The 25,665-nt window shown below is 63.5% G+C and carries 22 protein-coding genes; 7 read left to right on the plus strand and 15 right to left on the minus strand.

From position 1 onward, the window contains the following. Positions 1-180 precede the first annotated feature (180 nt). From rseP to pyrH, 6 genes are read right to left on the minus strand one after another with little or no spacing between them, the layout of a single operon-like run. On the minus strand, positions 181-1,530 hold the full coding sequence (gene rseP, locus AAFO92_RS06240) for an RIP metalloprotease RseP (RefSeq protein ID WP_347533798.1): 1,350 nt from the start codon (positions 1,528-1,530) through the stop codon (positions 181-183). 9 nt (positions 1,531-1,539) lie between these two features. Continuing rightward, on the minus strand, positions 1,540-2,712 hold the full coding sequence (gene dxr, locus AAFO92_RS06245; protein ID WP_347533799.1) for a 1-deoxy-D-xylulose-5-phosphate reductoisomerase: 1,173 nt from the start codon (positions 2,710-2,712) through the stop codon (positions 1,540-1,542). Next, on the minus strand, positions 2,709-3,494 hold the full coding sequence (locus AAFO92_RS06250; protein WP_347533800.1) for a phosphatidate cytidylyltransferase: 786 nt from the start codon (positions 3,492-3,494) through the stop codon (positions 2,709-2,711). The genes dxr and AAFO92_RS06250 overlap by 4 nt, the downstream gene beginning before the upstream one ends. Continuing rightward, the gene (locus AAFO92_RS06255) at positions 3,491-4,234 is read right to left on the minus strand and encodes an isoprenyl transferase (protein WP_347533801.1); all 744 of its coding nucleotides are present in this window, start codon (positions 4,232-4,234) and stop codon (positions 3,491-3,493) included. The genes AAFO92_RS06250 and AAFO92_RS06255 overlap by 4 nt, the downstream gene beginning before the upstream one ends. Next, a complete protein-coding gene (gene frr, locus AAFO92_RS06260; protein WP_347533802.1) occupies positions 4,234-4,797 on the minus strand; it encodes a ribosome recycling factor in 564 nt (187 codons plus the stop codon). The genes AAFO92_RS06255 and frr overlap by 1 nt, the downstream gene beginning before the upstream one ends. 49 nt (positions 4,798-4,846) lie before the next feature. Further along, entirely contained in the window at positions 4,847-5,578 is a 732-nt protein-coding gene (gene pyrH / locus AAFO92_RS06265; protein WP_347533803.1) for a UMP kinase, read from the minus strand. Between the two features lie 145 nt (positions 5,579-5,723). On the opposite strand from pyrH, the gene miaA reads away from it, so the two are divergent. Both miaA and AAFO92_RS06275 read left to right on the plus strand, forming a co-directional pair. Continuing rightward, positions 5,724-6,605 (plus strand): tRNA (adenosine(37)-N6)-dimethylallyltransferase MiaA, encoded by an 882-nt coding sequence (miaA, locus tag AAFO92_RS06270; RefSeq protein ID WP_347533805.1) that lies wholly within the window; start codon positions 5,724-5,726, stop codon positions 6,603-6,605. A 73-nt stretch (positions 6,606-6,678) separates the two neighbouring features. Then, entirely contained in the window at positions 6,679-7,491 is an 813-nt protein-coding gene (locus AAFO92_RS06275) for a helix-turn-helix domain-containing protein (protein WP_347533807.1), read from the plus strand. Between the two features lie 12 nt (positions 7,492-7,503). Here AAFO92_RS06275 and AAFO92_RS06280 read toward each other — a convergent pair whose 3' ends face one another. Next, complete coding sequence (locus AAFO92_RS06280) at positions 7,504-8,097, minus strand: lytic transglycosylase domain-containing protein (RefSeq protein WP_347533809.1); 594 nt, start codon at positions 8,095-8,097, stop codon at positions 7,504-7,506. Positions 8,098-8,288: 191 nt separating this feature from the next. On the opposite strand from AAFO92_RS06280, the gene ssb reads away from it, so the two are divergent. Further along, positions 8,289-8,768: a single-stranded DNA-binding protein gene (gene ssb / locus AAFO92_RS06285; protein WP_347533811.1), complete on the plus strand. Its 480-nt coding sequence runs from the start codon at positions 8,289-8,291 to the stop codon at positions 8,766-8,768. Positions 8,769-8,827: 59 nt separating this feature from the next. Here ssb and AAFO92_RS06290 read toward each other — a convergent pair whose 3' ends face one another. Further along, positions 8,828-8,965, minus strand: a complete 138-nt coding sequence (locus AAFO92_RS06290; protein ID WP_347533813.1) for a hypothetical protein — start codon at positions 8,963-8,965, stop codon at positions 8,828-8,830. A gap of 45 nt (positions 8,966-9,010) precedes the next feature. Here AAFO92_RS06290 and AAFO92_RS06295 point away from each other — a divergent pair, with 45 nt between their 5' ends. Beyond that, a complete protein-coding gene (locus tag AAFO92_RS06295; protein ID WP_347533815.1) occupies positions 9,011-9,931 on the plus strand; it encodes a GNAT family N-acetyltransferase in 921 nt (306 codons plus the stop codon). Between the two features lie 86 nt (positions 9,932-10,017). Then, a complete protein-coding gene (gene typA, locus AAFO92_RS06300; RefSeq protein WP_347533816.1) occupies positions 10,018-11,838 on the plus strand; it encodes a translational GTPase TypA in 1,821 nt (606 codons plus the stop codon). Between the two features lie 23 nt (positions 11,839-11,861). Here typA and AAFO92_RS06305 read toward each other — a convergent pair whose 3' ends face one another. From AAFO92_RS06305 to guaB, 6 genes are all read right to left on the minus strand, one after another. Next, a complete protein-coding gene (locus tag AAFO92_RS06305) occupies positions 11,862-12,149 on the minus strand; it encodes a DUF1330 domain-containing protein (RefSeq protein WP_347533818.1) in 288 nt (95 codons plus the stop codon). A 1-nt stretch (position 12,150) separates the two neighbouring features. Continuing rightward, positions 12,151-14,814: an alanine--tRNA ligase gene (gene alaS / locus AAFO92_RS06310; RefSeq protein WP_347533880.1), complete on the minus strand. Its 2,664-nt coding sequence runs from the start codon at positions 14,812-14,814 to the stop codon at positions 12,151-12,153. Positions 14,815-14,939: 125 nt separating this feature from the next. Next, the gene (gene recA, locus AAFO92_RS06315) at positions 14,940-16,034 is read right to left on the minus strand and encodes a recombinase RecA (RefSeq protein ID WP_347533820.1); all 1,095 of its coding nucleotides are present in this window, start codon (positions 16,032-16,034) and stop codon (positions 14,940-14,942) included. 534 nt (positions 16,035-16,568) lie between these two features. After that, complete coding sequence (locus AAFO92_RS06320) at positions 16,569-18,749, minus strand: ATP-binding protein (RefSeq protein ID WP_347533882.1); 2,181 nt, start codon at positions 18,747-18,749, stop codon at positions 16,569-16,571. A 220-nt stretch (positions 18,750-18,969) separates the two neighbouring features. Then, positions 18,970-20,136: an RsmB/NOP family class I SAM-dependent RNA methyltransferase gene (locus tag AAFO92_RS06325; RefSeq protein ID WP_347533822.1), complete on the minus strand. Its 1,167-nt coding sequence runs from the start codon at positions 20,134-20,136 to the stop codon at positions 18,970-18,972. A gap of 39 nt (positions 20,137-20,175) precedes the next feature. Further along, the gene (gene guaB / locus AAFO92_RS06330; protein ID WP_347533823.1) at positions 20,176-21,624 is read right to left on the minus strand and encodes an IMP dehydrogenase; all 1,449 of its coding nucleotides are present in this window, start codon (positions 21,622-21,624) and stop codon (positions 20,176-20,178) included. Positions 21,625-21,873: 249 nt separating this feature from the next. On the opposite strand from guaB, the gene AAFO92_RS06335 reads away from it, so the two are divergent. Both AAFO92_RS06335 and AAFO92_RS06340 read left to right on the plus strand, forming a co-directional pair. Beyond that, on the plus strand, positions 21,874-23,928 hold the full coding sequence (locus AAFO92_RS06335; RefSeq protein WP_347533884.1) for an ASKHA domain-containing protein: 2,055 nt from the start codon (positions 21,874-21,876) through the stop codon (positions 23,926-23,928). A 217-nt stretch (positions 23,929-24,145) separates the two neighbouring features. Beyond that, positions 24,146-24,901, plus strand: coding sequence for an SDR family oxidoreductase (locus AAFO92_RS06340; protein WP_347533886.1), 756 nt, complete (start codon positions 24,146-24,148; stop codon positions 24,899-24,901). Positions 24,902-24,968: 67 nt separating this feature from the next. On the opposite strand, the gene AAFO92_RS06345 is transcribed toward AAFO92_RS06340, so the two are convergent. After that, positions 24,969-25,595 carry a response regulator transcription factor gene (locus AAFO92_RS06345; RefSeq protein ID WP_347533825.1) on the minus strand — a complete coding sequence of 209 codons (627 nt, stop codon included), beginning with the start codon at positions 25,593-25,595 and terminating at the stop codon, positions 24,969-24,971. Between the last annotated feature and the right edge of the window lie 70 nt (positions 25,596-25,665).

The raw sequence follows: 25,665 nt of genomic DNA on the forward strand, positions 1-25,665 counted from the left end.
GAATCGTCGCCAGGTAAACCAGACGGTCCCAGTTCAGATTGAAAAGCAGGCTGAGCCCGCGGTATCCGTGCATGATATGTTGCATGATCTTGCGATATTATTCCTTCGACTGATCCGAGGATGCCCGAGGAATGTGTCAGCTTTAGGTTGTGAAATGTGGCGATATTGTGACGATGCCTGTCAGGGGCACAACAGGTCCGTGCCGATCGCAAATGCCATGACCGCCAGTATCAGGGTCAATCCGATGGTCATCAGCAGGCGCAGCGCCCGGTCGCTGGGCGGCCGGCCGGCAACAGCCTCGTAGGCGTAGAACACAAGATGACCGCCATCTAGAACCGGAATCGGAAAGAGGTTCAGCAGGCCCACTGCCGTCGACAGGAAAGCGATGAACAGGATGAAGCTGTCCGCCCCCTGCCGTACCATCGCACCAGAGACCTGGGCGATACCGATGGGACCGCTAATGTTGCAACTGCTGATCCTGCCGGCAATCAGATGGTAAAGGCCCGACAGCGAGGTTTCGATCACCTGCCCGGTGCGTTCGACCCCGCCGATCACGGCATCGCCCAGGCCCAGCCTTTCGGTTGCCGGCTCGAACGCGAGGCCACCGGAGATGCCGATGCGCCAACTGGTCTTGAACCCGCCTTCGGGCTGCGGTTCGTCCACACGGCGCGGGGCAAGCGCGAAATCCAGTATCTCGCCCTCGCGCCAGACTTTCAGCTGCAAGGCCCGGCCATCCGATGTCTCGACGATATCTTTCAGTTCGGAAAAGGCGGAAATGGGCTGTCCGTCGACCGCGGTGATGACATCGCCCTGGCGCATGTCGATGTTATAGGCCGCCGATTGTGGCGAGATGTTCACCGCCCGGGGCGGCATCGGATAGGGGCCGGTCACATCCACCTCTTGGCCGTCGCGCACCACCGAATAGGTCAGGCTGGAAGAGATGGGCAACGCATTGATGAAGTCGTCGAACGCGCCGGTCTCGTCGAGATCCGGCACGGCGACATCCTCGATCGCCAGAAGCTGGTCGCCCGGTTGCAGGGTGTACCCCTCGCCCGGCAACGGCGAAACCTCACCGACGACAAGCGGATCCGCCACCCGGCCCTGGAACATGATCAGCCCGGCAAAGACCACGATCGACAGGATGAAATTGAAGACCGGGCCCGCCGCCACCGTGGCCGAGCGCGCCCATAAAGGCGCGCCGATCATCGTCTGGCGCCGCATTTCCGGAGTCATCTCCTGCACCGCGCTGCTGTCGGTATTGGCGCTGGCAGCGTTAGCATCGCCCAGGAACTTGACATAGCCGCCGAACGGCAGCAGGGCGAATTGCCAGCGCGTGCCGTGCTTGTCGACCCTCGAAAACAGAACCGGGCCGAATCCCAGCGAAAACACCTCGGCCTTGATCCCCGACCAGCGGCCGACGATGTAATGGCCGTATTCGTGGATCGCCACGATCACCGACAGGGCAACGACAAAGGCCAGGATGGTCGTGAACAGGCTGCCGAATTGCGGGATCAGTGTGGTGATGTCCAAAACGAGTTCCTAATCTGCCTGTTCACGCATGACGTCATCGACGCAGTTACGTGCCATTTGGTCTGCTTTCAGCACCGTATCAAGGGTGATCTCGGCATCATTGTGGCCGTGACCGGGCGTTTGCCGGGTCAAAACCTCTTCGACAAGGCTGGTCATATCACAAAATCCGATCCGCCCGCCGATGAAGTGATCCAGCGCGCGTTCCTTGGCGGCGTTGAAAATCGCGCCGCTCAACCCGCCCAGCTTCATGACCTCGCGCGCCAGCCGCAGCGCGGGATAGCGCGCCAGGTCGGGCGCTTCGAACGACAGTTGCCCGATCCCCGCCAGGTCCAGCCTGTCCACCGGCAGCTCGGTGCGTTTGGGCCAGTTCAGCGCATAGCCGATGGCATGGCGCATATCCGGGGGGCCGACATGGGCCATCAGCCCGCCATCGCAGAAACCGACCAGCGCATGCACCACGCTTTCGGGATGGATCAGCACCTCGATCTGGTCCGGCGCAAGCCCGAAGAACTCGCGCGCTTCGATCACTTCCAGCGCCTTGTTGAACATCGACGCGCTGTCGATGGTGATGCGCTGACCCATGTCCCAGTTCGGGTGGGTCGAGGCCTGTTCGATCGTGGCACTCGCAAGTTTTTCAAGCGGCCAGTCGCGGAAGGCACCGCCGCTGGCAGTGATGATGACGCGCTGTACGGTGTCCAGGTCTTCGCCCACCAGCGCCTGAAAGATCGCCGAATGTTCGCTGTCGACCGGCAGGATACGGGCATCATTGGCCCGCGCGGCATTCAGCAGCAGCGGCGCGGCGGCAACAAGCGATTCCTTGTTGGCCAGCGCCAGCGTGGCGCCCTGTTCCAGTGCCGCAAGCCCGGGCCGCAGCCCCGCCGCACCGACGATCGCCGACATGACCCAGTCCGCCGGGCGCGAGGCGGCTTCGACGATGGCCGCATCACCTGCCGCTGCCTCGACCCCGCTGCCCGAGAGCGCCGCGCGCAAATCCTCCAGCAGGTCGGCCTGACCGATCACGGCAATGTCAGCGCGCATCGCGATGGCATCTTTCGCCAGTTGCGCCACGTTGCGTCCGCCGGTCAGCGCGACGACCTCGAACTGCGCCGGGTTGCGGCGGATCAGGTCGAGCGTATTCTGCCCGATCGAGCCGGTCGCCCCCAAGACTGACACCCGTTTCATGCGACCCCCGGCAATGCCCGCGCCAGCCAGAGGATCATCACCAGCATCGACGCGCCCAGCAGCGCATCGAGGCGGTCCAGCACGCCGCCATGCCCCGGGATCAGGTTCGAACTGTCCTTGACCCCCAGGCGGCGCTTGACCAGGCTTTCCAGGATGTCGCCCATTTGGCCGGCGAAGGCCACGAGCATCGACAACGGCACCAGCGCAATCCCGGCCCGCGTGGGCCCGGCAAAACACAGGCCCACAGCGGCGGCCCCGATCCAGCCCGCGACGGTGCCGGACCAGGTCTTCTTGGGGCTGATGCGCGGCCAGAACTTGGGGCCGCCCAGCATGCGCCCGGCGAAATACCCGGCGATGTCCGACACGATCACGATCAGCACCACCCAGGAAATCCAGATCAGCCCGGCCTCGTCCCGCAGCACCCAGACGGAAAAACCGGCGACCAATATCCAGGCGGCAAACGGGGTGAACAGGGTTTTCTGGCGCGAAACCTGCCCCGCGCCGACTAGGGACGCGGCCAGCAGGATCGGAACGACCAGCAGAAACGGCACGACGGTGGCGATTGTGACCGCCGCGGCCCCCAGCAGGCTGATACGGATCGCCGCGGTCTGCTCGGCGCCGAACATGCGGGCCGCTTCCCAGATCATGATCCCGCAAAGGCCGATGACGGTGATTTCAAAGATGATGCCGCCGATCCAGATATCGACGGCCCCGATCAGCGCCATTGCCACACCCGAAATGACCCGCGGGGCCAAGTCCGACCATTTGGCGGTATCGCTCATGCAGTCAGGGCCCCGAAGCGACGCTCGCGCGTGCCGTATCCTTCCAGCAGGTTTCTGAACACGTCCTTGGTGAAATCCGGCCACAGCGTGTCGATGAATTCGTATTCGGAATAGGCCGATTGCCACAGCAGGAAATTGGAAATCCGCGCCTCGCCACTGGTGCGGATCACCAGATCGGGATCGGGCAGCACGCAGGTATCGAGGTATTTGGGCAGGGTTTCCTCGTCGACATCCTTGGGGTCCAGCCGACCCGAGGCCACATCCTGCGCCAGCCGCTTGGTCGCGCGCGACACCTCGTCTCGGCCGCCATAGTTCAGCGCGATGGTCAGGTTGATCCCGGTGCACTGGTTGGTCATGGTTTCGGCTTCGTCCATCAAGACGCGCAGTTTCGCGTCCAGACGCAGCCGGTCACCGATGAACCGCACCCGCACGTTGGATTTCACGAATTCCTGCATCTCCTTCATGATGTAGCGGCGAAACAGGTTCATCAGCCCGGCAACCTCGGTCTGGGTGCGCTTCCAGTTCTCGGTCGAAAACGCAAAGATCGTCAGGTACCGGACCCCCAGTTCAGGGCAGGATTCGACGATTTCGCGCACCCGGCGCGCGCCGGCATGATGCCCGAAAAGCCTGGGCCGCCCGCGGGCCTGCGCCCACCGTCCGTTGCCATCCATGATGATGGCGACATGGCGCGGCCCCGTTGCGGGATGCGCGATTTCGGGCTTATCCGGTTGAAGGTTCATCAGACCTGCATGATTTCTGATTGCTTGGTTTCAAGCGCCGCGTCGACATTGCCGATATAGGTATCCGTCAGCTCCTGCACTTCGGTTTCCCAGAATTTCTGATCATCCTCGGACATGCCGTCGCCCTTGGCCTTCTTGATCTGGTCCATCCCGTCGCGCCGCACATTGCGAATCGCGACGCGGGCATGTTCGGCATATTGCGAGGCCACCTTGGTCAGTTCCTTGCGGCGTTCCTCGTTCAGTTCGGGGATGGGCAGCATGATGATCGTGCCGTTGAGCTGCGGATTGATCCCCAGGCCGCTCTCGCGAATGGCCTTTTCGACCTTGCCCACCAGACCCTTGTCCCAGACATTGACCGTGACCATGCGTGGCTCGGGCACGTTGACCGTACCCACCTGGTTGATCGGTGTCATCTGCCCGTAGGCATCCACCATCACCGGCTCCAGCATGCTGGCCGATGCGCGCCCCGTCCGCAGAGAGGCAAATTCCGTCTTCAACGACGCGATTGCACCGTCCATCCGCCGCTGCAGGTCGCCTGTATCAATCTCGAAGTCTTCCGCCATTACGGTTCTTCCTTTGCTGGGCGTTTATCGCCTTTGTTCTTCCTTAGCGTCAACCGTGCACGGTTGTATAGGTTCCGTCGCCCGCCAGTATCCCCCGGAACCCGCCCGGCTCATCCAGCGAAAACACGATGATCGGCAGGTTGTTGTCGCGCGCCAGCGCAATCGCGCTGGCATCCATCACCTTCAGGTTCTTCGCCAGCACCTCGTCATAGGTGACGTTGTCATAGCGTTTGGCATCCGCGTGCGCCACCGGATCCTTGTCATAGATGCCGTCCACCTTGGTGCCCTTGAAGATCGCCTGGCAGGCCATTTCATTGGCGCGCAGGGTCGCCGCGGTATCGGTGGTGAAATAGGGGTTGCCGGTGCCCGCGGCAAAGATGCAGACGCGCTTTTTCTCAAGGTGCCGCACGGCGCGGCGGCGGATGTAGGGCTCGGCCACCTCGTCCATGCGGATGGCTGAAATCACCCGGCAGAACACGCCCAGCTTTTCCAGCGCGCTCTGCATTGCCAGCGCGTTCATCACCGTGGCCAGCATCCCCATGTAATCAGCCGTCGTTCGCTCCATCCCCTGGGCGCTACCCTGCAGGCCGCGAAACACGTTGCCGCCGCCGATGACCATGCAGATCTCGACCCCCAGGTCATGCACGGTCTTGACCTCGCGCGCGATTCTCTCGACCGTGGGCGGATGCAGGCCGAACCCCTGGTCCCCCATCAATGCCTCGCCGGATATTTTCAACATGACGCGGCTGAATCTCGTACCGGAGGGGTGGGTTTGGGACATTTGCACTCTCTGTTATTGGCGATCGGACAATCGCGCGCAAAATGTATGAAAACGACCAGAGGTTCAATCACAGAGTCCGCCAGCCGGGTGATTTCGCGCAAATCGGTCTCGCAATGACCCGGGAACTGCCGTATCTGCGGGGCCGATGACCCTGCCTGTCGATATTCCCGCGGACCGTCCGGTTCTGATTGCCGGGCCCACCGCGTCCGGCAAATCCGCGCTGGCGCTCAAGATCGCGCGTGAACAGGGGGGTGCGGTCATCAATGCCGACGCGCTGCAGGTCTTTGCCAACTGGCGGATTTTATCCGCGCGCCCCTCGGCAGAGGATGAAAGGCGTGCCCCCCACCGCCTCTATGGCCATGTCGCGGCGGAGGCCGATTATTCGGTCGGCCACTGGCTGCGCGAGGTCGCACCGCTCCTGTCCGGCGGGGACCGGCCGATCATCGTCGGTGGCACCGGGCTTTACTTTTCGGCGCTGACCGAAGGGCTGGCCGACATTCCGGCGACACCCGCCGCAATCCGCGCCCGCGCCGATGCCCTGCGCAAAGACCACGGGATACCGGCGCTGCTGTCCGATATCGACCCGGAAACACGGTCACGCATCGACATCAGGAACCCGATGCGGGTGCAGCGCGCCTGGGAAGTGCAGGCAACAACCGGTCGCGGGCTGGCCCACTGGCAGGACAGTACACCGCCGCCGCTGCTGCCCCTGGCACAGGCGACGCCGCTGTTGCTGGACGCCGAGAAAACATGGCTGAACCAGCGCATCGCCCGCCGGTTCGACCAGATGCTCGCCGGCGGCGCGCTGGAAGAAGCCCGGACCAACCTGTCGGGATGGAACCCTGGCGCGCTCTCGTCCAGGGCCATCGGCGCAGCCGAGTTGATTGCCCATCTCAGGGGAGAGCTGACGCTGGATCAGGCCCGCGAGGCCGCCACCATCGCCACCCGCCAGTTTGCCAAACGTCAGCGCACATGGTTTCGCGCCCGCATGGGCGGCTGGATGCCGATCGATCCGCTATCGCTTTGACATGGGCTTGGGGAATACCTGATAAACGGGATTAATTCGCACCCTGAGCGCAACAGCAGGCCCGAATAACGGCATGTCCCCCCCGATCCGCATATTGACCCTGTCGCAGTGGTCCGACGGCGACCCCTGGCGCTGGGAGCTGCAGCACAGCCTGGATGCCCATGCGCTGATCTGGACAACGCGGGGCCAGGGGCTGAGCATCATCGAGGGGCGCAGGCGCGGTGTTGGCGTCCACAATGCCATCGCCCTGCCCGCCCGGACGCTTTTTTCCTTCGATATGGGCAAGCAGGTCTTTGGCCTGATCACGCTGATTCCGCCCGGCAGCCCGATTCTGATGCCCGATGAACCGCAGCACCTGCGTATCCGCGATGCCCAGGCCCAGGCGGAACTGGCCGCGATACTGGAAGCGCTGCAACGCGAACAGACGGCCGCGCGCGATTTCGCGGACGAGGCGATGGTCGCGCAGGCGCACCTTCTGACCGTCTGGCTGCGTCGGGCGATGATTGCCGAGGAAGACCCGCTGAAGAAGGCAACCGCCACCGAGAACCTGCTCAGGGCGTTCTCGGCGCTGGTCGAACGCGATTACCGCACCGGCAAACCGATGGCTGACTATGCCCGCGCGCTTGGGGTCACGCCCACCCATCTGAGCCGCAGTTGCCGGCAGAGCTGCGGGCTGACCGCGGCAGAGATGCTGACGCAGCGCACGGTCCACGCCGCCCGCGAGATGCTGGAGGACGGCACCGAGCCGATCCAGAACGTCGCCTCATATCTGGGTTTCAACAGCGCCGCTTATTTCTCGCGCTTCATCCTGCAGAATACCGGCCATACGCCATCCGCGTTGCGCAAACGGAAATCAAAGAAATCCGAGCTGGTCCGCTCCGGCTGACCGGCGCCCCGCTCAGCTGCCCCAGATGATGCGCACGTAGTTCTTGGTTTCCTTGTAGGGCGGCACGCCGCCGTACTTCCTGACCGCCGCCGGGCCGGCATTATACGCCGCCAGCGCCAGCCGCCATGAGCCAAAGGTGCGGTATTGCTCTGCCAGGTAGCGCGCGCCGCCTTCGAGGTTCTCATAGGGATCATGCGGGTTCACCCGCAGCTTGCGGGCGGTACCGGGCATCAGCTGCGCCAGCCCGATCGCCCCCTTGTGCGACCGCGCCGTGGCTTTCCAGCCTGATTCCTGCTGTACCAGCCGCAGGAACAGGTCACTGGGCACGCCGTGGCGCCGTGCCGCATCCTTGGCCATTTGCAGATACTGGCCGCGATAGCGCCCTTCGTAGGATTTGGTCGAGGTGTCGCCCCACTTGGTCGGCGTGATCACCTTCTGCGGCTGCAGCCGGACCGAGTTGTTGTATTGCTGACGGGCACGCGAATCCAGGACACGGGTTTGCGACTTGAACAGCTTGGCCCGGGATTTCGTCGACAATGTCTCGGCGCTTGCCCCCATCGGCAAACCGAGCCCGACCATCAGCAGGCCCGCCACAATAACACGCATTTTCTTCTCTGCCCCCAAATTCGATTTGGCGCAATATACGCAGTTTGAAAAAAATATCCAGATTTCACGGGCGCTTCGGCCCGATCCCGCCAAACCGAAGAAATTAATTGAACCTTAACGCTTTTCTTCAAGTGCTTGAGATGGTGTAACCGTCTGCAACGAAAATTGACAGACACGACAAGGAGGTCGCGATGGCCGGATCGGTGAACAAGGTGATAATCATTGGCAATCTGGGCCGTGACCCCGAGGTGCGGACCTTCCAGAACGGCGGCAAGGTGTGCAACCTGCGCATCGCCACCTCCGAGACCTGGAAGGACCGGAACACCGGCGAGCGCCGCGAACGCACCGAGTGGCACAGCGTCGCGATCTTCAACGAGAACCTCGCCCGGCTGGCCGAGCAATATCTGAAGAAGGGGTCGAAGGTTTACGTCGAAGGCAAGCTGGAAACCCGGAAGTGGCAGGACCAGTCCGGCCAGGACCGGTATTCAACCGAAGTCGTGCTGCGCCCCTATGCAGGCGAGCTTACCTTCCTTGACGGGCGCGATGGCGGTGGCAGCGGCGGCGGTGGCAGCTATGGCGGCGGTCAGGGCGGTTATGACAGCGGCCCGTCGCAAGGCGATCAGATGGGTGGCGCACCTGCGCGCGATATCGACGATGAAATCCCGTTCTGACCCCCTGAACCAGCATCCGATGGTCAAAGGCCGCCCGTACCGGGGCGGCCTTTGCGTTTCTAGAACAGCATGTCGGCCAGGGTCAGAAAGACCGAAACCGGCACGCTGAGCGCAAGTGCCACCAGCAGCGCCGCGCTAACGGTCGGACGCGGGGACGGGGCATATATTCCAAGGACGTAGTGTTTTTTATGGGCCATGGGATGATTAACCATGAATTAGGTTTTCATTCGGTTAATTGGCGCATGGAATTCACCCGCGCATCCACCCTGCCGGCGGCCCCTGCCGCGTTGCAGCAATCGGCCCAATACGCCCGCGCGCTGGACCAGATGGGGGCGCATGTCGAGACGTGGATTGCCGACGCGGGGTCCGGCCCGCTTGCCCGGATCCAGATCGTCCGGCGCCGGTTCGGCCCGCTGCCCGTGTCATGGGTGCCGCGCGGCCCGGTCTGGCTGAACGCCCCGTCCGAGGCGGCGCGCGCCGAGATTCTGCGCGGCCTTCCCCGCGCCACAGGGACGGCAGGTTTGTGGATCATTGCCCCCGACCACCCCGCCGATACGCACCTGATCCGGCAGACGCCGTTTATCTCGCCCCAGCACGTGGCCGAAATCGACCTGGGCGAGGACGCCGGCGCCCGGATGGCGCGGCAGCATGTGAAATGGCGCAACCGCCTGCGCCATGCCCAACGATCCGGCCTGCGCGTCAGCCATCGGCGTTTTGATCCAGCGCGGGACAATCACGTGATCCGCCGGGAAACCGATCAGCAGCGGGCCCGCAGCTACAGGGCGCTGCCCGCCGCCTTTGTTGATGCCTGGGCATCGGCCAATCCGCGGGACAGCAGGCTGTTTACCGTTATCCATGACGGTGCCGGCGTGGCCCATATGTTGATCCTGCTGCACCATCCGGTCGCCACCTATCACATCGGCTGGTCCGGCGATCACGGCAGGGCGCTGTCGGCGCATAACCTGGCGCTCTGGGAAGCGGCGGCCTGGCTGGCGCGCAAGGGCTACACGCGGTTTGACCTGGGTAGCGTGGATACCCAAAACGCACCGGGGTTGGCCCGGTTCAAGATCGGCAGCGGCGCCGGTATCCGCGCATTGGGGCCCACCTGCCTGTACCTGCCGCAATTCCCGCTGCGCAGGCTCATCCGCCACGCAGCCGCCTGAAACACCGGCCCTCTGTCGCTTTGCCTCTGGCCTTTCGCTGCCGCGGCGTATAGGGCGCGGGCAAACAACCCGAGGACACCGCCCCCATGGATATGCGCAACATCGCCATCATTGCCCACGTCGACCACGGCAAGACCACGCTGGTGGACGAGCTGCTCAAGCAATCCGGCGCCTTTCGCGATAACCAGGCGGTGGACGAGCGCGCGATGGACAGCAACGATCTTGAGCGCGAACGCGGCATCACCATCTTTGCCAAGCCGACCAGCGTCGAATGGAAGGGCACCCGCATCAACATCGTCGACACGCCCGGCCACGCCGATTTCGGGGGCGAGGTCGAGCGGATCCTCAGCATGGTCGACGGTGTTGTCCTGCTGGTGGATGCCGCCGAGGGGCCGATGCCGCAGACCAAGTTCGTGACCTCCAAGGCGCTGGCGCTTGGGCTGCGCCCCATCGTCGTGCTCAACAAGGTCGACAAGCCCGATGCCGAGCCTGACCGTGCGCTGGATGAGTGTTTCGACCTGTTCGCCAATCTTGACGCGTCCGAAGATCAGCTCGATTTCCCGCATATGTATGCAAGCGGCCGCTCCGGCTGGGCCGATCACGATCTTGACGGGCCGCGCAAGGACCTGTCGGCGCTGTTCGACCTGATCGTCAATCACGTCCCCGCCCCGCGTCAGATCGCCCGTCAGGGTGATGATTTCCGGATGCTGGCAACGACATTGGGCAGCGATCCCTTCGTCGGTCGCATCCTGACCGGCCGGGTGGAATCGGGCAAGCTCAAGGTCGGGGCGACGGTGCAGGCGCTGTCACGCGTGGGCCAGAAGATCGAACAGTTCCGCGTGACCAAGATCCAGGCCTTCCGCGGCCTTGCCACACAGGACATCGACGAGGCAGTGGCCGGCGACATCGTCAGCCTGGCGGGCATGTCCAAGGCAACCGTCGCCGACACGATCTGCGCGCTGGCCGTGGACGAACCGCTGGAGGCACAGCCGATCGACCCGCCCACCATCACCGTGACCTTCGGGATCAACGACAGCCCATTGGCGGGCCGTGACGGCAAGAAGGTGCAATCGCGCGTCATTCGCGAACGGCTGATGAAAGAGGCCGAATCCAACGTGGCGATCCGGGTCAGCGACACGCCGGGCGGCGAGGCGTTCGAGGTGGCCGGCCGGGGCGAATTGCAGATGGGCGTGCTGATCGAGAACATGCGCCGCGAGGGATTCGAACTCAGCATTTCGCGCCCGCAGGTTCTGCTGCGCGAAGATGAAAACGGCGCCAGGCTGGAGCCGATCGAAGAGGTCACAATCGACGTCGATGACGATTATTCCGGCGCGGTCATCGAAAAGATCACCGGCGCCCGCAAGGGCGAACTGGCCGAGATGAAGCCGGCCGGCGCCGGCAAGACCCGGATCATCGCCCATGTGCCTTCGCGCGGGCTGATCGGCTATCACGGCGAATTCCTGACCGACACGCGCGGCACCGGCGTCCTGAACCGGGTATTCCACGGCTGGGCGCCGCACAAGGGGGCGATACCGGGCCGTCGCGCGGGTGTTCTGATCTCGATGGAAAACGGCGATTCGGTGGCCTACGCGCTGTGGAACCTCGAAGAGCGTGGCCGCATGTTCATCGGCGCGCAGGCCAAGGTCTATACCGGCATGATCATCGGCGAACACAGCCGCGACAACGATCTCGAGGTGAACCCGCTGAAGGGCAAGAAACTGACCAACGTGCGCGCCAGCGGCAGCGACGAGGCCGTGCGCCTGACCCCGCCGATTACCATGAGCCTGGAAGAAGCGATTGCCTATATCGACGACGATGAACTGGTCGAGGTCACGCCCAACGCGATCCGCCTGCGCAAACGTTACCTTGACCCGCATGAACGCAAGCGGATGTCGAAAACGGCCTGATCTGGGTCAGGCCGTGACCTTTCTCAATCGGTGGTTTCAACCACCACAATCTCACGATCTGACGCCTCTTTAGCCCAGACAACCGCCTCTTGGTAGCGTGGGTCGTTATAGGCCGCCATCGCCGCGTCAACCGACGGGAAACGCGCCACCACATTGCGGGCGCGCCCCTGCCCCTCCAGCTGCTCGACCCGGCCGCCGCGGGCGATGAATTCGCCACCGTGATCGGGGATCACGACCGAGGCGACCTCGATGTATTTCCCGTAAAGTTCAGCGTCGTTCACATCGACGCGCGCGATCCAGAGTGCTGCCATCCTATTCTCCCAATATTGCGCCGGCGGCCTTGATCGCCGCCTCGGCATTGCTTGCGTCCCGGCCGCCGCCCTGGGCCATGTCGGGCCGGCCGCCGCCGCCCTTGCCGCCCAGTTCGGGCACCGCCGCGCGCACCAGGTCGACGGCCGATATGCTGCCGGTCAGGTCGTCCGTCACGCCGGCGGCCACCGCCACCTTGTCGCCGGTATCCGCGATCAGCAACACCGCGCCAGAACCAAGACGCGATTTGTGCTCGTCGATCAGGGCGGGCAGATCCTTGCCCGACACGCCGCTCAGCACCTGTGCCAGGAAATTCACGCCGTTGATCTGCTGCGCCGCGGGGCCGTCGCCCTGCCCGGCGCCCCCGGCCATCGCCAACTCGCGGCGCAACTGCGCCACTTCGTTCGTCAACGCCTTGCGTTCATCCATCAGCGCGCGGACCCGGCCCGGCACATCCTGCGGCTGCGCCTTGAGCTCCAGCGCCACCTCGGCCAGCCGGTGATCCTGATCGCTCAGATACCGGAATGCGCCCTCGCCGGTCAGCGCCTCGATCCGGCGCACCCCCGCGCTTGACGCGCTTTCGCCCACCGTCACGAACACGCCGATATCGCCGGTCTGGCGGACATGCGTGCCGCCGCACAGTTCGATCGAGTAGGTCCGGCCATCCAGCCCCTTGCCCGACCCGTCCTCGACCCCCATCGACACGACGCGCACCTCGTCGCCGTATTTTTCACCGAACAGCGCCTGCGCACCCAGGGCGCGCGCGTCGTCGGGCGCCATGATCCGGGTTTCCACCGGGGCGTTCTGGCGGATATAGGCGTTCACCTCCTGCTCGACACGGCGCAGCTCATCCAGGGTCAGCGCCTTGGTATGGCTGAAATCGAACCGCAAACGGTCCGGCGCGTTGAGCGAGCCGCGCTGCGCCACATGATCGCCGAGCGCCTTGCGCAGCGCCTCGTGCAGCAGATGCGTGCCCGAATGGTTGGCACGAATGGCCGTCCGGCGGGCATGGTCCACCTCCAGCTGCGCAGGCTGGCCCCGGGAAATCTCGCCCTCGGTCACCTCGGCGACATGGATGAAAACGCCTGCAGTTTTCCGCGTATCGGTAATCCTGGCCACGCCGGTATCGGTTGTCAGGGTTCCACTGTCGCCGACCTGGCCACCCGCCTCGGCGTAAAACGGCGTCTGGTTCAGGGAAATCTGCACGCTGTCACCCTTACTGGCCTTTTGCAGCTGCGCGCCATCGCGGACAAGCGCCGCGATCTGCCCCTCGGCCACTTCCGTGTCATAGCCCAGGAAATCGGTCGTGCCGGTCTCGTCGGCGATGTCGAACCAGATGGATGCATCCGCCGCCTCGCCAGAGCCGGACCAGGCCGCCCGCGCCATGGCCTTCTGTTCTTCCATGGCGGCGTCAAAGCCCGCCACGTCCACCTCGCGCCCCTTTTCGCGCAGGGCGTCCTGAGTCAGGTCAAGCGGGAAGCCATAAGTGTCATAGAGCTTGAACGCCGTCTGCCCCGGCAAGGCCACGTTCTCCGGCAATCCGCCCAGCTCATCCTCCAGCAGGCGCAAGCCCCGGTCCAGGGTTGTCTTGAACCGGGTCTCTTCCAGCTTCAGCGTCTCCTCGATCAGCGCCTGCGCGCGGCCCAGCTCGGGAAAGGCCTGCCCCATCTGCGCCACCAGCGCCGGCACCAGCCGGTACATCACCGGATCCTTCGCGCCCAGCAGGTGTGCATGCCGCATCGCCCGGCGCATGATCCGGCGCAGGACGTAGCCGCGCCCCTCATTCGACGGCATCACCCCGTCGGCGATCAGGAACGAGGTCGAGCGCAGATGATCGGCGATCACCCGGTGATGCACATTGCCCGGCCCGTCCGGATCCTGGCTGGTGGCGTGGGCGCTGGCCTCGATCAGGCTGCGCATCAGATCGGTGTCGTAATTGTCGTGCTTGCCCTGCAGCAGCGCGCCGATCCGTTCCAGCCCCATGCCGGTGTCAATCGACTGCATCTCCAGGTCGATCTGAGTGCCGTCCTCGAACCGTTCGTTCTGCATGAAAACCAGGTTCCAGATTTCGATGAACCGGTCGCCATCCTCCTCGGCGCTGCCCGGCGGGCCGCCCCAGATTTCAGGTCCGTGATCATAGAAAATCTCGGTGCAGGGGCCGCAGGGGCCGGTGGCGCCCATCGACCAGAAATTGTCATCCGTGGCGATGCGGATGATCCGGTCATCGGAAAGGCCCGCGTATTTCTTCCATATCTCCGCCGCTTCGTCATCGGTGTGATAGATCGTGACCAGCAACTTGGACTTGTCCAGTTCGAAATCCTTGGTCAGCAGGTCCCAGGCAAAGGGAATCGCCTGTTCCTTGAAATAATCGCCAAAGCTGAAATTCCCCAGCATCTCGAAGAACGTGTGATGCCGCGCCGTATAGCCGACATTGTCCAGGTCATTGTGCTTGCCGCCGGCGCGCACGCATTTCTGGCTGGTCGAGGCGCGCTTGTAGTCGCGGGTTTCCACGCCGGTGAACAGGTTCTTGAACTGCACCATGCCCGAATTGGTGAACATCAGCGTCGGGTCGTTGCGCGGCACCAGGGGCGAGCTGTCGACGATCGCGTGATCGTTGCGTTCAAAGAAATTCAGGAAGGTCGAGCGGATTTCGTTCAGCGTCGGCATGGGCGTCTCTTCTTCGGCAAAATGGCCTGGCGTCCCGCTGATGTATCCCCGCCCGTGGCCCATGTCCACCGCAAGAAAAAGCCCGGGCCGCGGCCCGGGCTTTTTCAGATGTCTCATCGGGCGGTTTACGCCTCCAGTATGTCGTCGTCCGACGCGGCGCGTTCGGCCTTGGCGTCAGACTCGGGCATGTCGAAATCCAGCCCGTGCGCCGCCCGGATCTTGTCCTCGATCTCAAGCGCGATCCGGTTGTTTTCCTTCAGGAAAGCCTTGGCGTTTTCACGCCCCTGGCCGATACGCTCGTCGCCATAGCTGAACCAGCTGCCCGATTTCTCGACCACCCCGGCCTTGACGCCCAGGTCCAGCAGCTCACCCATCTTCGAGATGCCTTCGCCATACATTATGTCGAATTCCACCTGCTTGAAGGGCGGCGCCACCTTGTTCTTGACCACCTTGACGCGGGTGGCGTTGCCGACCACCTCGTCGCGGTCCTTGAGCGCACCGATGCGGCGGATATCCAGCCGGACCGAGCTGTAGAATTTCAGCGCGTTGCCACCCGTGGTGGTTTCGGGGCTGCCGAACATCACGCCGATCTTCATGCGGATCTGGTTGATGAAGACGACCGTGCATTTGCTGCGGTTGATCGACCCGGTCAGCTTGCGCATCGCCTGGCTCATCAGCCGGGCATGGACGCCGACGCTGCTGTCGCCCATCTCGCCCTCAAGCTCGGATTTCGGGGTCAGGGCGGCCACCGAATCGACCACGATCATGCTGACGGCGCCCGAGCGCACCAGCGTATCGACGATCTCCAGCGACTGCTCACCCGTATCGGGTTGCGAGATCAGCAGCTCGTCCAGGTCCACACCCAGCTTGCGCGCATAGATCGGGTCCAGCGCGTGTTCGGCGTCGACAAAGGCGCAAACCCCGCCCTTTTTCTGTTCCTCGGCGATACAATGCAGCGTCAGCGTGGTTTTCCCCGAGCTTTCCGGCCCGTAGATCTCGACGATCCGCCCCTTGGGCAGCCCGCCGATCCCAAGCGCGATGTCCAGCCCCAGCGAGCCGGTCGAGGTGGCCTCGATATCCTGCGCCGGGTTGTCCGCGCCCAGTTTCATGATCGAACCTTTGCCGAATTGCCGTTCGATCTGGGCCAGGGCGCTGTCCAGCGCCTTCTGCTTGTCTGCGTTTTTCTTGCTGTCCATCGCCAAAAGATCTGCTGTTGCCATGTTAGAGTTTCCTTATTCCACACCCAGCTCAGGGCGGCAATCACTGCCTTGTTCACCTCTTGTTCTCAACGTATGAAGACAAAAGGAGAACATTTCAAGAAAATTGTTCGTAACCCCACTTTTTCCGACAAGAGTTAAAGAGTCGTTTACGACTGCCAAAAACCGCCAACCCCGCGGTCAGGCCCCCGTACCCCCATTTTTCAAGGGTCAGGCCGATGCGCCTCCGCAGCAAGCAGCCGGGTGTGCAGCAAATCATCTTGCGAAAGTCCCGTCTCGGCGCCCGCGCCGAAACCCGCTCCGACGGTCGCTGCACGCGGGTCTTGCCAGGCGCCCGACCAGTGGTTTCGTTGCCTCAGCCTGGTTGTCACCGCCGCCGCCGCTCAGCCGCTCAGCAAAGCCGATAGCTGGCACGCCATCACGGTCCCTGCAACCCACACCAGACACCGGCTTGATCTAGTCATTCCGGTCAATTGTCCCTGAAAACACCATCATGTGCAGGACCGGCCGCCCGGCGCGTTGCCTGCGGGGGCCAGGTCAGTTCAACTGGCGCTGTACCGTTTCGGTCAGTTCGGTCAATGAAAACGGCTTGGGCAGAAAAACCGAATTCGGGATCTTGGCCTGGGTGTCGCCAAAGGTCTCTTCCGCATAGCCCGATACGAACACCACATTGACATCGGGGCGTTTCTTCAACGCCTCTTGTACCCAGCTGGGACCATCGATCCCCGGCATCACCACATCGGTGACAAACACATCGATGTCGAGCTCGTCATCTTCCAGCAGCTCCAGCGCATCCTCGGCCGATTCCGCCTCGAGCACGGTGAATCCGCGCAGCTGCAGGGCCCGGCTGGCAAAGGCCCTGACCGGGGCTTCGTCCTCGACCAGCAGCACGACACCCTCGGCCGGGGTATCGACCGTGGTTTCAGCCTTTTCCTTTGCCGGACGTTCTTCGACGACGTCATAGGCCGGCAACAGCAACTGAAAGCTGGTGCCCGTGCCCGGTGTACTGTCGACGAAGATAAAGCCACCCGTCTGCTTGATGATCCCGTAAGCGGTCGAAAGCCCAAGCCCGGTGCCCTCGCCCGTGCGCTTGGTCGTGAAAAACGGCTCAAAGACCTTCTGCAACTTGTCGGCGGGAATCCCCGTTCCCTCGTCGATCACCTCCACTGAGACATAGCGGCCCGGGGCCACAACGGCACGGTCGCGCCGCAGCGGCTCGGTCAGGACCAGATTTTGGGTCTCGATCCGAATGTCGCCGCCTTCGGGCATCGCATCGCGCGCGTTCACGACAAGATTCATCAGCACCTGTTCCAGCTGGCGCTTGTCGGCGCGGATCGCCGAGAGCATCGGGTCATGGCTGAGTGACAATGTCACCTTCTCACCCACCAGGCGATTGAGCAGATGGGTCAGATCGGAAAGCGCGTCGCGCAGATCCATCACCTCGGGGCGCAATGTCTGTTTGCGGGAATAGGCCAGCAGCTGCCCCACAAGCGCCGCCGCGCGATTGGCATTCTGGTTGATCTGTATCAGATCGCCATAGTCGGCATCGCCTTCGTCATGGCGCAGCAACAGCAGGTCGCAATGGCCCGATATTGCCGTCAACAGGTTGTTGAAGTCATGCGCGACGCCGCCCGCCAGTTGGCCAATTGCCTGCATTTTCTGGCTTTGCACGAACTGCGCCTCAAGCGATTTCAGCTCGGTTGCGTCATTCAGCACCGCAATCAGAACCGTTTCGCCATCCTCGATCGCCCGGTTGAGCGTGACCTGCAGGAACACTTCGCGGTCCTCACGCTTCACGCGCAGGAATTCAGAATGCACGGTTCCACGGTTATCCGCGGCATCCTCCAGCCATTCCGAGATCGACCGCCCCAGCCCTTCCATCATGTCGCCCAGAACCTTGTCCGTGCAATCATCTACCCCCAGCAACTCGCGCGCCGGGCGGTTCGACAGCGCGATCTTTCCATCACGGCTGAGCTTCAGCAGGGGCACGGGCATTTCATCGAAAAACGCCCATCCGTCGGGCTGGCGCGCCTCGGCATCCAGTCCGGGCAGCAGGAAAAACTCGCGGCGCCCTGCCGTGCCTTCCAGCTCGACCACCATGCACGAAGAAGGGCCGTCAGGCGTGATGATATCGTTGAATTGCCCGGATCGCAGCGGAAGCTGGGGGCAGATCCGGCCCAGGTTGCGTGCCCGTTCACCGATCAGTTCGCGGGCGGCAGTGTTCATGAACAAGATCGCATCGTTCCGGCCCACGGTGAGCATCGGAAGCGGCACCGGATCACTGCTCCGCTGCGGCCGATCCGCCGATTTTTCGATCCGCCACAGGTAGTTTTCGGCACCGACGCGATGAACCGCCAGGCGGATATGGCCCTGCCGCGTCACCACATCCTCCTGCGCCGCGCCAATCGCGCCCGCAGCCGATCCCATGCGGCAGAGGATAGCATCCGGATTGGCCAGCACCTTCTGCAGGGCATCCGACAGGGAACCGGCCTCGGCCACGTCGAAAACCCCTTCGGCCGCCGGGTTGTGACACAGGATCCTGCCATCTTCGGCGGTCACGATCGTGGGCGCCGTATCCTCCCGGATAAGATCGGCCAAGCCGCGCGACCCGCGATGGCCGACACCGCCCAACCGTGCGGCCAATTCCGTCCACAGCGCCACGAGGCCCAGCGTCCCGGCCACCGCGGCCAGCGCCATCCGGGCCGTACCCGCAGGCATGAACCACGCGACAAGCGCAAAGACAAGCGCCGCGCCCACGACCGGGATAACACGTGACCGCAGATGATCCGCGGCGCGCTGGATGGGTCCGGTTGTGGTCGTCGTAAAGGCCAATATCCGCGTTCCAGTTGTCGATTCGGTACCGTTGTTTCTGGCCGAAAAGACTTAACCCGGACTTAACGGAAACCGGCTCAACCCGTCAAGGTTGTGCTTCAAATGACTATGCCCGCTGAAGCTGCGCCAAGAAAAACCCGTCACCGGTTTCTGCCACCGGCCAGCGTTGCTGGGACACCATGCGCCACCCGGATGACCGCGACAGGAAAGCCTCGATGCGCGCCTCGTTCTCGTCGCGCAGAACCGAACACGTGGCATAGACAAGCCGCCCGCCGGGCGCCACAAGCTCCGCCGCGCGATCCAGAATACCATCCTGGGTCCGGGTCAGCGCCTGCAGGTCATCCGCGGTCAGGCGCCATTTCGCATCCGGTGTCCGCCGCCACGTCCCGCTGCCCGAACAAGGCACATCACACAGGACCATATCGAACGGTTGCCGCGGGTCAGCATCGTCCAGCAGCGCCACGTTGACCCCTGCACGGATCGCCCGAGCGGGAAGGTCTTTCATACGCCGCGGCAGGGCGTCATGGGCGAACCACGCCGCCTCCAGACGCGCGGCGAGGGCCAGTACCTTACCGCCACCGCCCGCGCAGTAATCCAGCACGCGGGCAGATCCCGGCAATTCCAGCATCTCCATCGCGGCCTGGCTGGCGCCATCCTGAAGCTCTACCAGCCCGTCCTGATAGGCGCGCGACAGCGCCACACGCCTGCTGCCTTGGGTAACCTGCAGCGCGGTCTGGGCAATCGCAGCCGGTTGCGCCATGACCCCGTCAGCCGCCAAAGCCGCCACCGCGTCCGCCACCGAGGCTTTCCTGAGGTTTGCCCGCAGCATCACCGACGCCCGTTCCTGCAAGGCAGAAGCGGTTTTCCTTGCCTGAACTTCATCACCTAGAGAATTGATAAAACGCGGTATAACCCAATCCGGCAGATCCATTTGATCGCCGGGTTCAGTGGGTGTTCCTCCGGCAGCACGTTCCTGGCAAGTCAGCGGCTTCGGCGCGTGGCCCTCGCCGCTGAAATACTCATCTACATCATCCCCGGCGGCACGCAACGCCCCGACCATCACCCCCCGGCCGGTATGCGCCCCGCCAAGACACCCGTAGGAGCGTCGGCACCGCAGGGCCTGATACACGTAATCGCGTATCGCCGCGCGGTCTTTCGATCCGGCGAACCTGGACCGTCTGGCCCAGCCGGTGATTGCCTTTTCCGCGGGCGTGCCGTCAAAAATCTCGTCCAGAAGCTCGATCGCCGCCTGAATCCGCGCGCCGGGGGTCACTAATGCACCTTAGCTTCTGGTTCTACGTTTTTGATATTGTTATCCAACACGGTAATTTGGGCTTTCGCGCGTAATCTGCACGTCATGGACATGACTCTCGCGCAGGCCGGCATTGGTGATCTTGACGAATTCGCATTGCGAGCGCATCGCCTCGACCGTGGCGCAGCCGGTATAGCCCATGGCCGCGCGCAACCCGCCCACCAGCTGGTGGATGACGCCACCGGCGGCACCCTTGTAGGGCACCTGCCCTTCGATCCCCTCGGGTACCAGCTTGTCACTGGCCGCGTCCTTTTGGAAATACCTGTCGGCACTGCCGCGGGCCATCGCACCCAAGGACCCCATGCCGCGATAGGATTTGAACGACCGGCCCTGGTAGAGGATCACCTCGCCGGGGCTTTCATCGGTGCCCGCCAGCATCGAGCCGACCATCGCGCAGGACGCCCCCGCGGCAATGGCCTTGGCGAAATCGCCGGAAAACTTGATGCCGCCATCGGCGATCACCGGGATGCCGCCGGCCCCGTCGACGCAGTCGCTGATCGCGGTCAGCTGCGGGACGCCCACGCCGGCGACCATCCGCGTGGTGCAGATGCTGCCCGGTCCGATGCCGACCTTGACCGCATCCGCGCCTGCCCCGATCAGCGCCCGCGTGGCTTCGGCCGTGGCAACGTTGCCGGCCACGATCTGCACCTCGTTCGAAAGTTTCTTCGCCCGCTCGACCGCCAGCGCCACACCTTCGGAATGACCATGCGCCGTGTCGATCACGATCATGTCCACGCCCGCATCCACCAGCGCCTCGGAACGTTCGAACCCGGCATCGCCGACGGTCGAGGCCGCCGCCACGCGCAGACGGCCAAGGCCGTCCTTGCAGGCCTGCGGGTTCAGCACCGCCTGCTCGCTGTCCTTGAGCGTCAGCAGGCCCGTCAGCTTGCCCTGGCCATCGGTCACCAGCAGCTTCTCGATCCGCCGGGCCTTCATCAGGCTGCGCGCCTCATCCAGATCCGCGGGCTCCTGCAGCATGGCCAGGTTGTCGCTGGTCATCATCACCCGTACGGGGGTGTTGTCATCCTCGGCAAAGCGCATGTCGCGATTGGTCACGATCCCGACGACACGGCCCCTTTCATCGACCACCGGGAACCCGCTGACACGGTAACGTTCCTGAAGCGCCTTGGCATCGGCAAGCGTCTGATCGGCGGTCAGCGTGATCGGGTTGTAGACAATGCCCGATTCAAACCGCTTGACCCGCCTGACCTGTGCCGCCTGTTCGTCGATATCCAGGTTGCGATGGATCACGCCCATCCCGCCCGACTGTGCCATGCAGATCGCCATCCGGGCCTCGGTCACGGTGTCCATGGCCGAACTCAGAAGCGGGATATTGAGGTCAATCGAACGTGTGACCCGGGTCCGCGTGTCGGCCGTGTTGGGCAGAACATTGGACGCGGCAGGTACCAGCAGAACATCATCGAAGGTCAGCGCCTCACGAATCTCCATTGCATTTCTCCATGGACAGATCGTTTGACGCCTCCCTATTGCACGGGTCGGCGGGAATGGAAAGGGGCCGCGTAACGGAGATGCGGATTTACCCGAATGGCCGCCGATCCTGGCCCGACGCGTGATCTGACGGCTTCTTCGTTGAGAACATGACGCTGGGACATCATTTTTTGCCGGTTGCAGTCTTCCATGCGCGCGCGGCTGATCTATGATCTGCGCAAGATGACCACATTGCTGAAAGGCACCGGCATGAGCACCGATCCCCTTGTCGTTTTCACCCCGTCCGGCAAGCGCGGGCATTTTCCCAAGGGCACGCCGGTTCTGACTGCCGCGCGGCAGTTGGGGGTCGATCTGGATTCGGTCTGCGGCGGGCGCGGCATCTGCTCGAAATGTCAGATCACGCCGGGTTATGGAGAGTTCTCCAAACATGGCGTCACCGTGCACCAGGATGCCCTGTCGGAGTGGAACGCGGTCGAACAGCGCTATCAGGACAAGCGCGGGCTTAAGCCCGGCCGCCGGCTGGGCTGCCAGGCGCAGGTGATGGGCGATATCGTCATCGACGTGCCGCCCGAAAGCCAGGTGCACAAGCAGGTCGTGCGCAAGGCGGCTTCGGCCCGCGCCATCATCATGGACCCGGCCACGCGGCTTTATTTCGTCGAGGTGGAAGAACCCGACATGCACTCGCCCACCGGCGATCTGGAGCGGTTGGAACGCGCCCTGCGCGAGCAATGGGAGATCGAGGCGATCCGTGCCGACCAGACCCTGATTTCCAAGCTGCAGCCGGTGCTGCGCAAGGGCAAGTTCAAGGTCACCGTCGCGCTGCACAAATCCCATACCGACGCGGTAGCGCGGGTTACGGAAATCTGGCCCGGCCTGCACGAAAGCGGGCTTTATGGCCTCGCCATCGACCTCGGCTCGACCACCATTGCCGCGCATCTGACCGATCTGGAAACCGGGCTGGTCAAGACATCTTCGGGCATCATGAACCCGCAAATCCGGTTCGGCGAAGACCTGATGAGCCGGGTCAGCTATTCGATGATGAATCCCGGCGGCGACCGCGAGATGACCGCCGCCGTGCGCGAGGCGATGAACACCCTGGCCGAGGAGATCGCCAAGGAGGCCGAGATCGACGCCAACCTCATTGTCGAAACCGTCTTCGTCTGCAACCCGGTCATGCACCACCTGTTGCTGGGCATAGACCCCGTGGAACTGGGCCAGGCGCCGTTTGCGCTGGCCACGTCGGAAAGTATTTCGATGGATGCGCGCGATCTGGACCTGACGGCGATCAACCCCCGTGCGCGCACCTACATCCTGCCCTGTATCGCGGGCCATGTGGGTGCCGACTGCGCCGCCGTGGCGCTGAGCGAAGAGCCCAACAAGTCCGAGGATCTGGTGCTGATCATCGACGTTGGCACCAATGCCGAGATCCTGCTGGGCGACAAATCCCACGTGCTGGCCTGTTCTTCGCCCACCGGTCCGGCCTTCGAAGGCGCACAGATCTCCTCGGGGCAGCGCGCCGCGCCGGGTGCGATCGACGCCATTCGCATCGACCCTGAAACCAAGGAACCGCGCTTCCGCGTGATCGGCTCCGATCTCTGGTCGGACGAGGACGGGTTTGCCGCGGCGACCGCCACCACCGGGATCACCGGCATCTGCGGCTCGGGCATCATCGAGGCGGTGGCCGAGCTGCGCCTCGCGGGGTTGATGGATGAGAACGGGCTGATCGGATCGGCGGAACAGACCGGCACGGCACGGGCGGTGCCCGAGGGGCGCACCCATTCCTACCTGATCCAAGATGCCACCGCCGAGGGCGGCCCGCGCATCACCGTGACCCAGGGCGATATCCGCGCCATCCAGCTGGCGAAATCCGCGCTCTATGCGGGCGCCCGCCTGCTGATGGACGAGCGCGGGGTCGACAAGGTGGACCGGGTGGTGCTGGCCGGGGCGTTCGGTGCGCATATCTCAAGCCTGCACGCGATGGTGCTGGGCATGATCCCCGATGCGCATCTGGACAAGGTGACATCCGCCGGGAATGCCGCGGGCACCGGGGCGCGCATCGCGCTCTGCAACGTGGAATCGCGGCGCGAGATCGAGAAGATCGTGCGCCAGATTACCAAGGTCGAGACCGCGATCGAACCGAAATTCCAGGAACATTTCGTGGCCGCCAACGCGATCCCGCACAAAACCGCGCCCTTCCCCGAGCTTGCCAAGATCGTCACCCTGCCCGCGCCCAACTTCAACACCGGCGGGCGCGACGGCGGCGAGGGCGAAGGGGGTGGCCGCCGGCGCAGACGGCGGGGCTGAACGCGCGGACGGCCATGCGACGGCTTTCGCTGACAGCCGTGGGCCCAAACCATCGTATGCGGCCCGGTGACGTGGCCGCATCTTTCGTTTGAAGCCATCAGCCGGACCCGTTTCTTGCGCTTTCAGGGCAACGCGTTCGACAAAAGCAGGAAACGGGTCGCCTTGCGCCGGTTTCAATCCCTAGTCGATGGGCATGCAACTCAGGAAAGGCATGACCATGGAACTCAAGGACAAGACCATCATCATCACCGGCGCAAGCAGCGGAATCGGCGCGGCAGCAGCGCTGTTGTTTGCCGCAGAAGGGGCAAATGTCGTGCTGGGGGCGCGCAGGGAGTCGCGGCTGAACACGCTTGTCGCGCAGATCACGCAAAGTAACGGTCGGGCCGCCTGCCTGGCCGGCGATGTTGACGATGAGGCTTACGCGAGGAACCTAGTCGACTTGGCGGAACATCGGTTTGGCGGGCTCGATGGCGCATTCAACAATGCCGGCATCATGGGTGACATGGGCCCGGTACCGGAGATGAAAACCGACAATTGGCAATCCGTCCTTGCGACGAACCTCACCAGCGCGTTCTTTGCGGCCAAAGCCCAACTTCCCGCCTTGATGAAACGCGGCGGCGGGGCGATCGTCTTTACCGGTACGTTTGTTGGCTTCAGCAACGGTGGTATGCCCGGCATGGGGGCCTATGCGGCCTCCAAGGCAGGATTGATCGGGCTTGTACAATCCCTGGCTTCAGAGCACGCGGCACAGGGCGTTCGCATCAACACGATCCTGCCGGGCGGTACAAAGACGGAAATGACCGGCGACGATCCGGCAACCCAGGACCTTATCGCCGATCTGCATCCGCTCAAACGGATGGCCGACCCGAAAGAGATCGCTCAGTCAGCGCTGTTCTTGTTGTCGGATCGGGCAAGTTTTGTAACGGGGTCCCCGTTGGCGGTTGATGGTGGCATCGCGACCCGGTTGCTCTGAAATTTCGGCCGTTGGCCGCGTTGCGGTCAACGGCAGTTCCTTCCCGCGGTGCAAGCACGCATCACGCTCAGTAATTCCCCGCCACGTATTTCGCAATCGCGCCGCCACGGGAATTGACATCCAGCTTCTGGTAGATCGCCTTGAGGTAATATTTCACCGTGTTCTCGCTCAGGCCCAGCCGGGCGGAGATCTGGAAATTGGTCAGATCGTTGACCAGCAGCGCCAGGATCTCGTGTTCCCGCCGGGTCAGCGTATCGGTATTCTCGGAGGTCAGCCGCTTGAGGATCTCCGTGGGCACGATGGAATGCCCGTCAACCAGCTTGCCCAGGATCTTGGGCAGGCTGACCAGGATCTGACTCATCATGCAGACGGAATTGGCCCCGGACTTGATCGCCGTGCGTATGAACGCGAATTCGGTATCCTCGGCGACGACGACGATCATCGCGCCCGGGAACTCCTTTTGCAGCATCGCCAGCGACTGGTTCAGGTCACAATCCGTCAGCCGGACACCCAATATGACGATCGCCTTGCCACCCGCCGCCGTGAGCGCCTTGCGCAGGCTGGCCTGATCGGTCGCGAAGCTGCCCAGCCGGACCTCGGGGATGTTTGTCACCAGCGAACCAATGCCCTGACAGACAATCACCTGCCTGTCGGCAACAATCACTTCCGGCCCTGTTCCGCTACGATCCTGCATGTGCCCTTTCTATCGTCAGTACTGTTGGCTGTGGTCCGGATTCCGACAATATCACGCCGGAAACCGATGA

The sequence above is a fragment of the Roseovarius sp. CAU 1744 genome (assembly GCF_039839345.1).
In the GTDB taxonomy this organism is placed as follows: domain Bacteria; phylum Pseudomonadota; class Alphaproteobacteria; order Rhodobacterales; family Rhodobacteraceae; genus Roseovarius.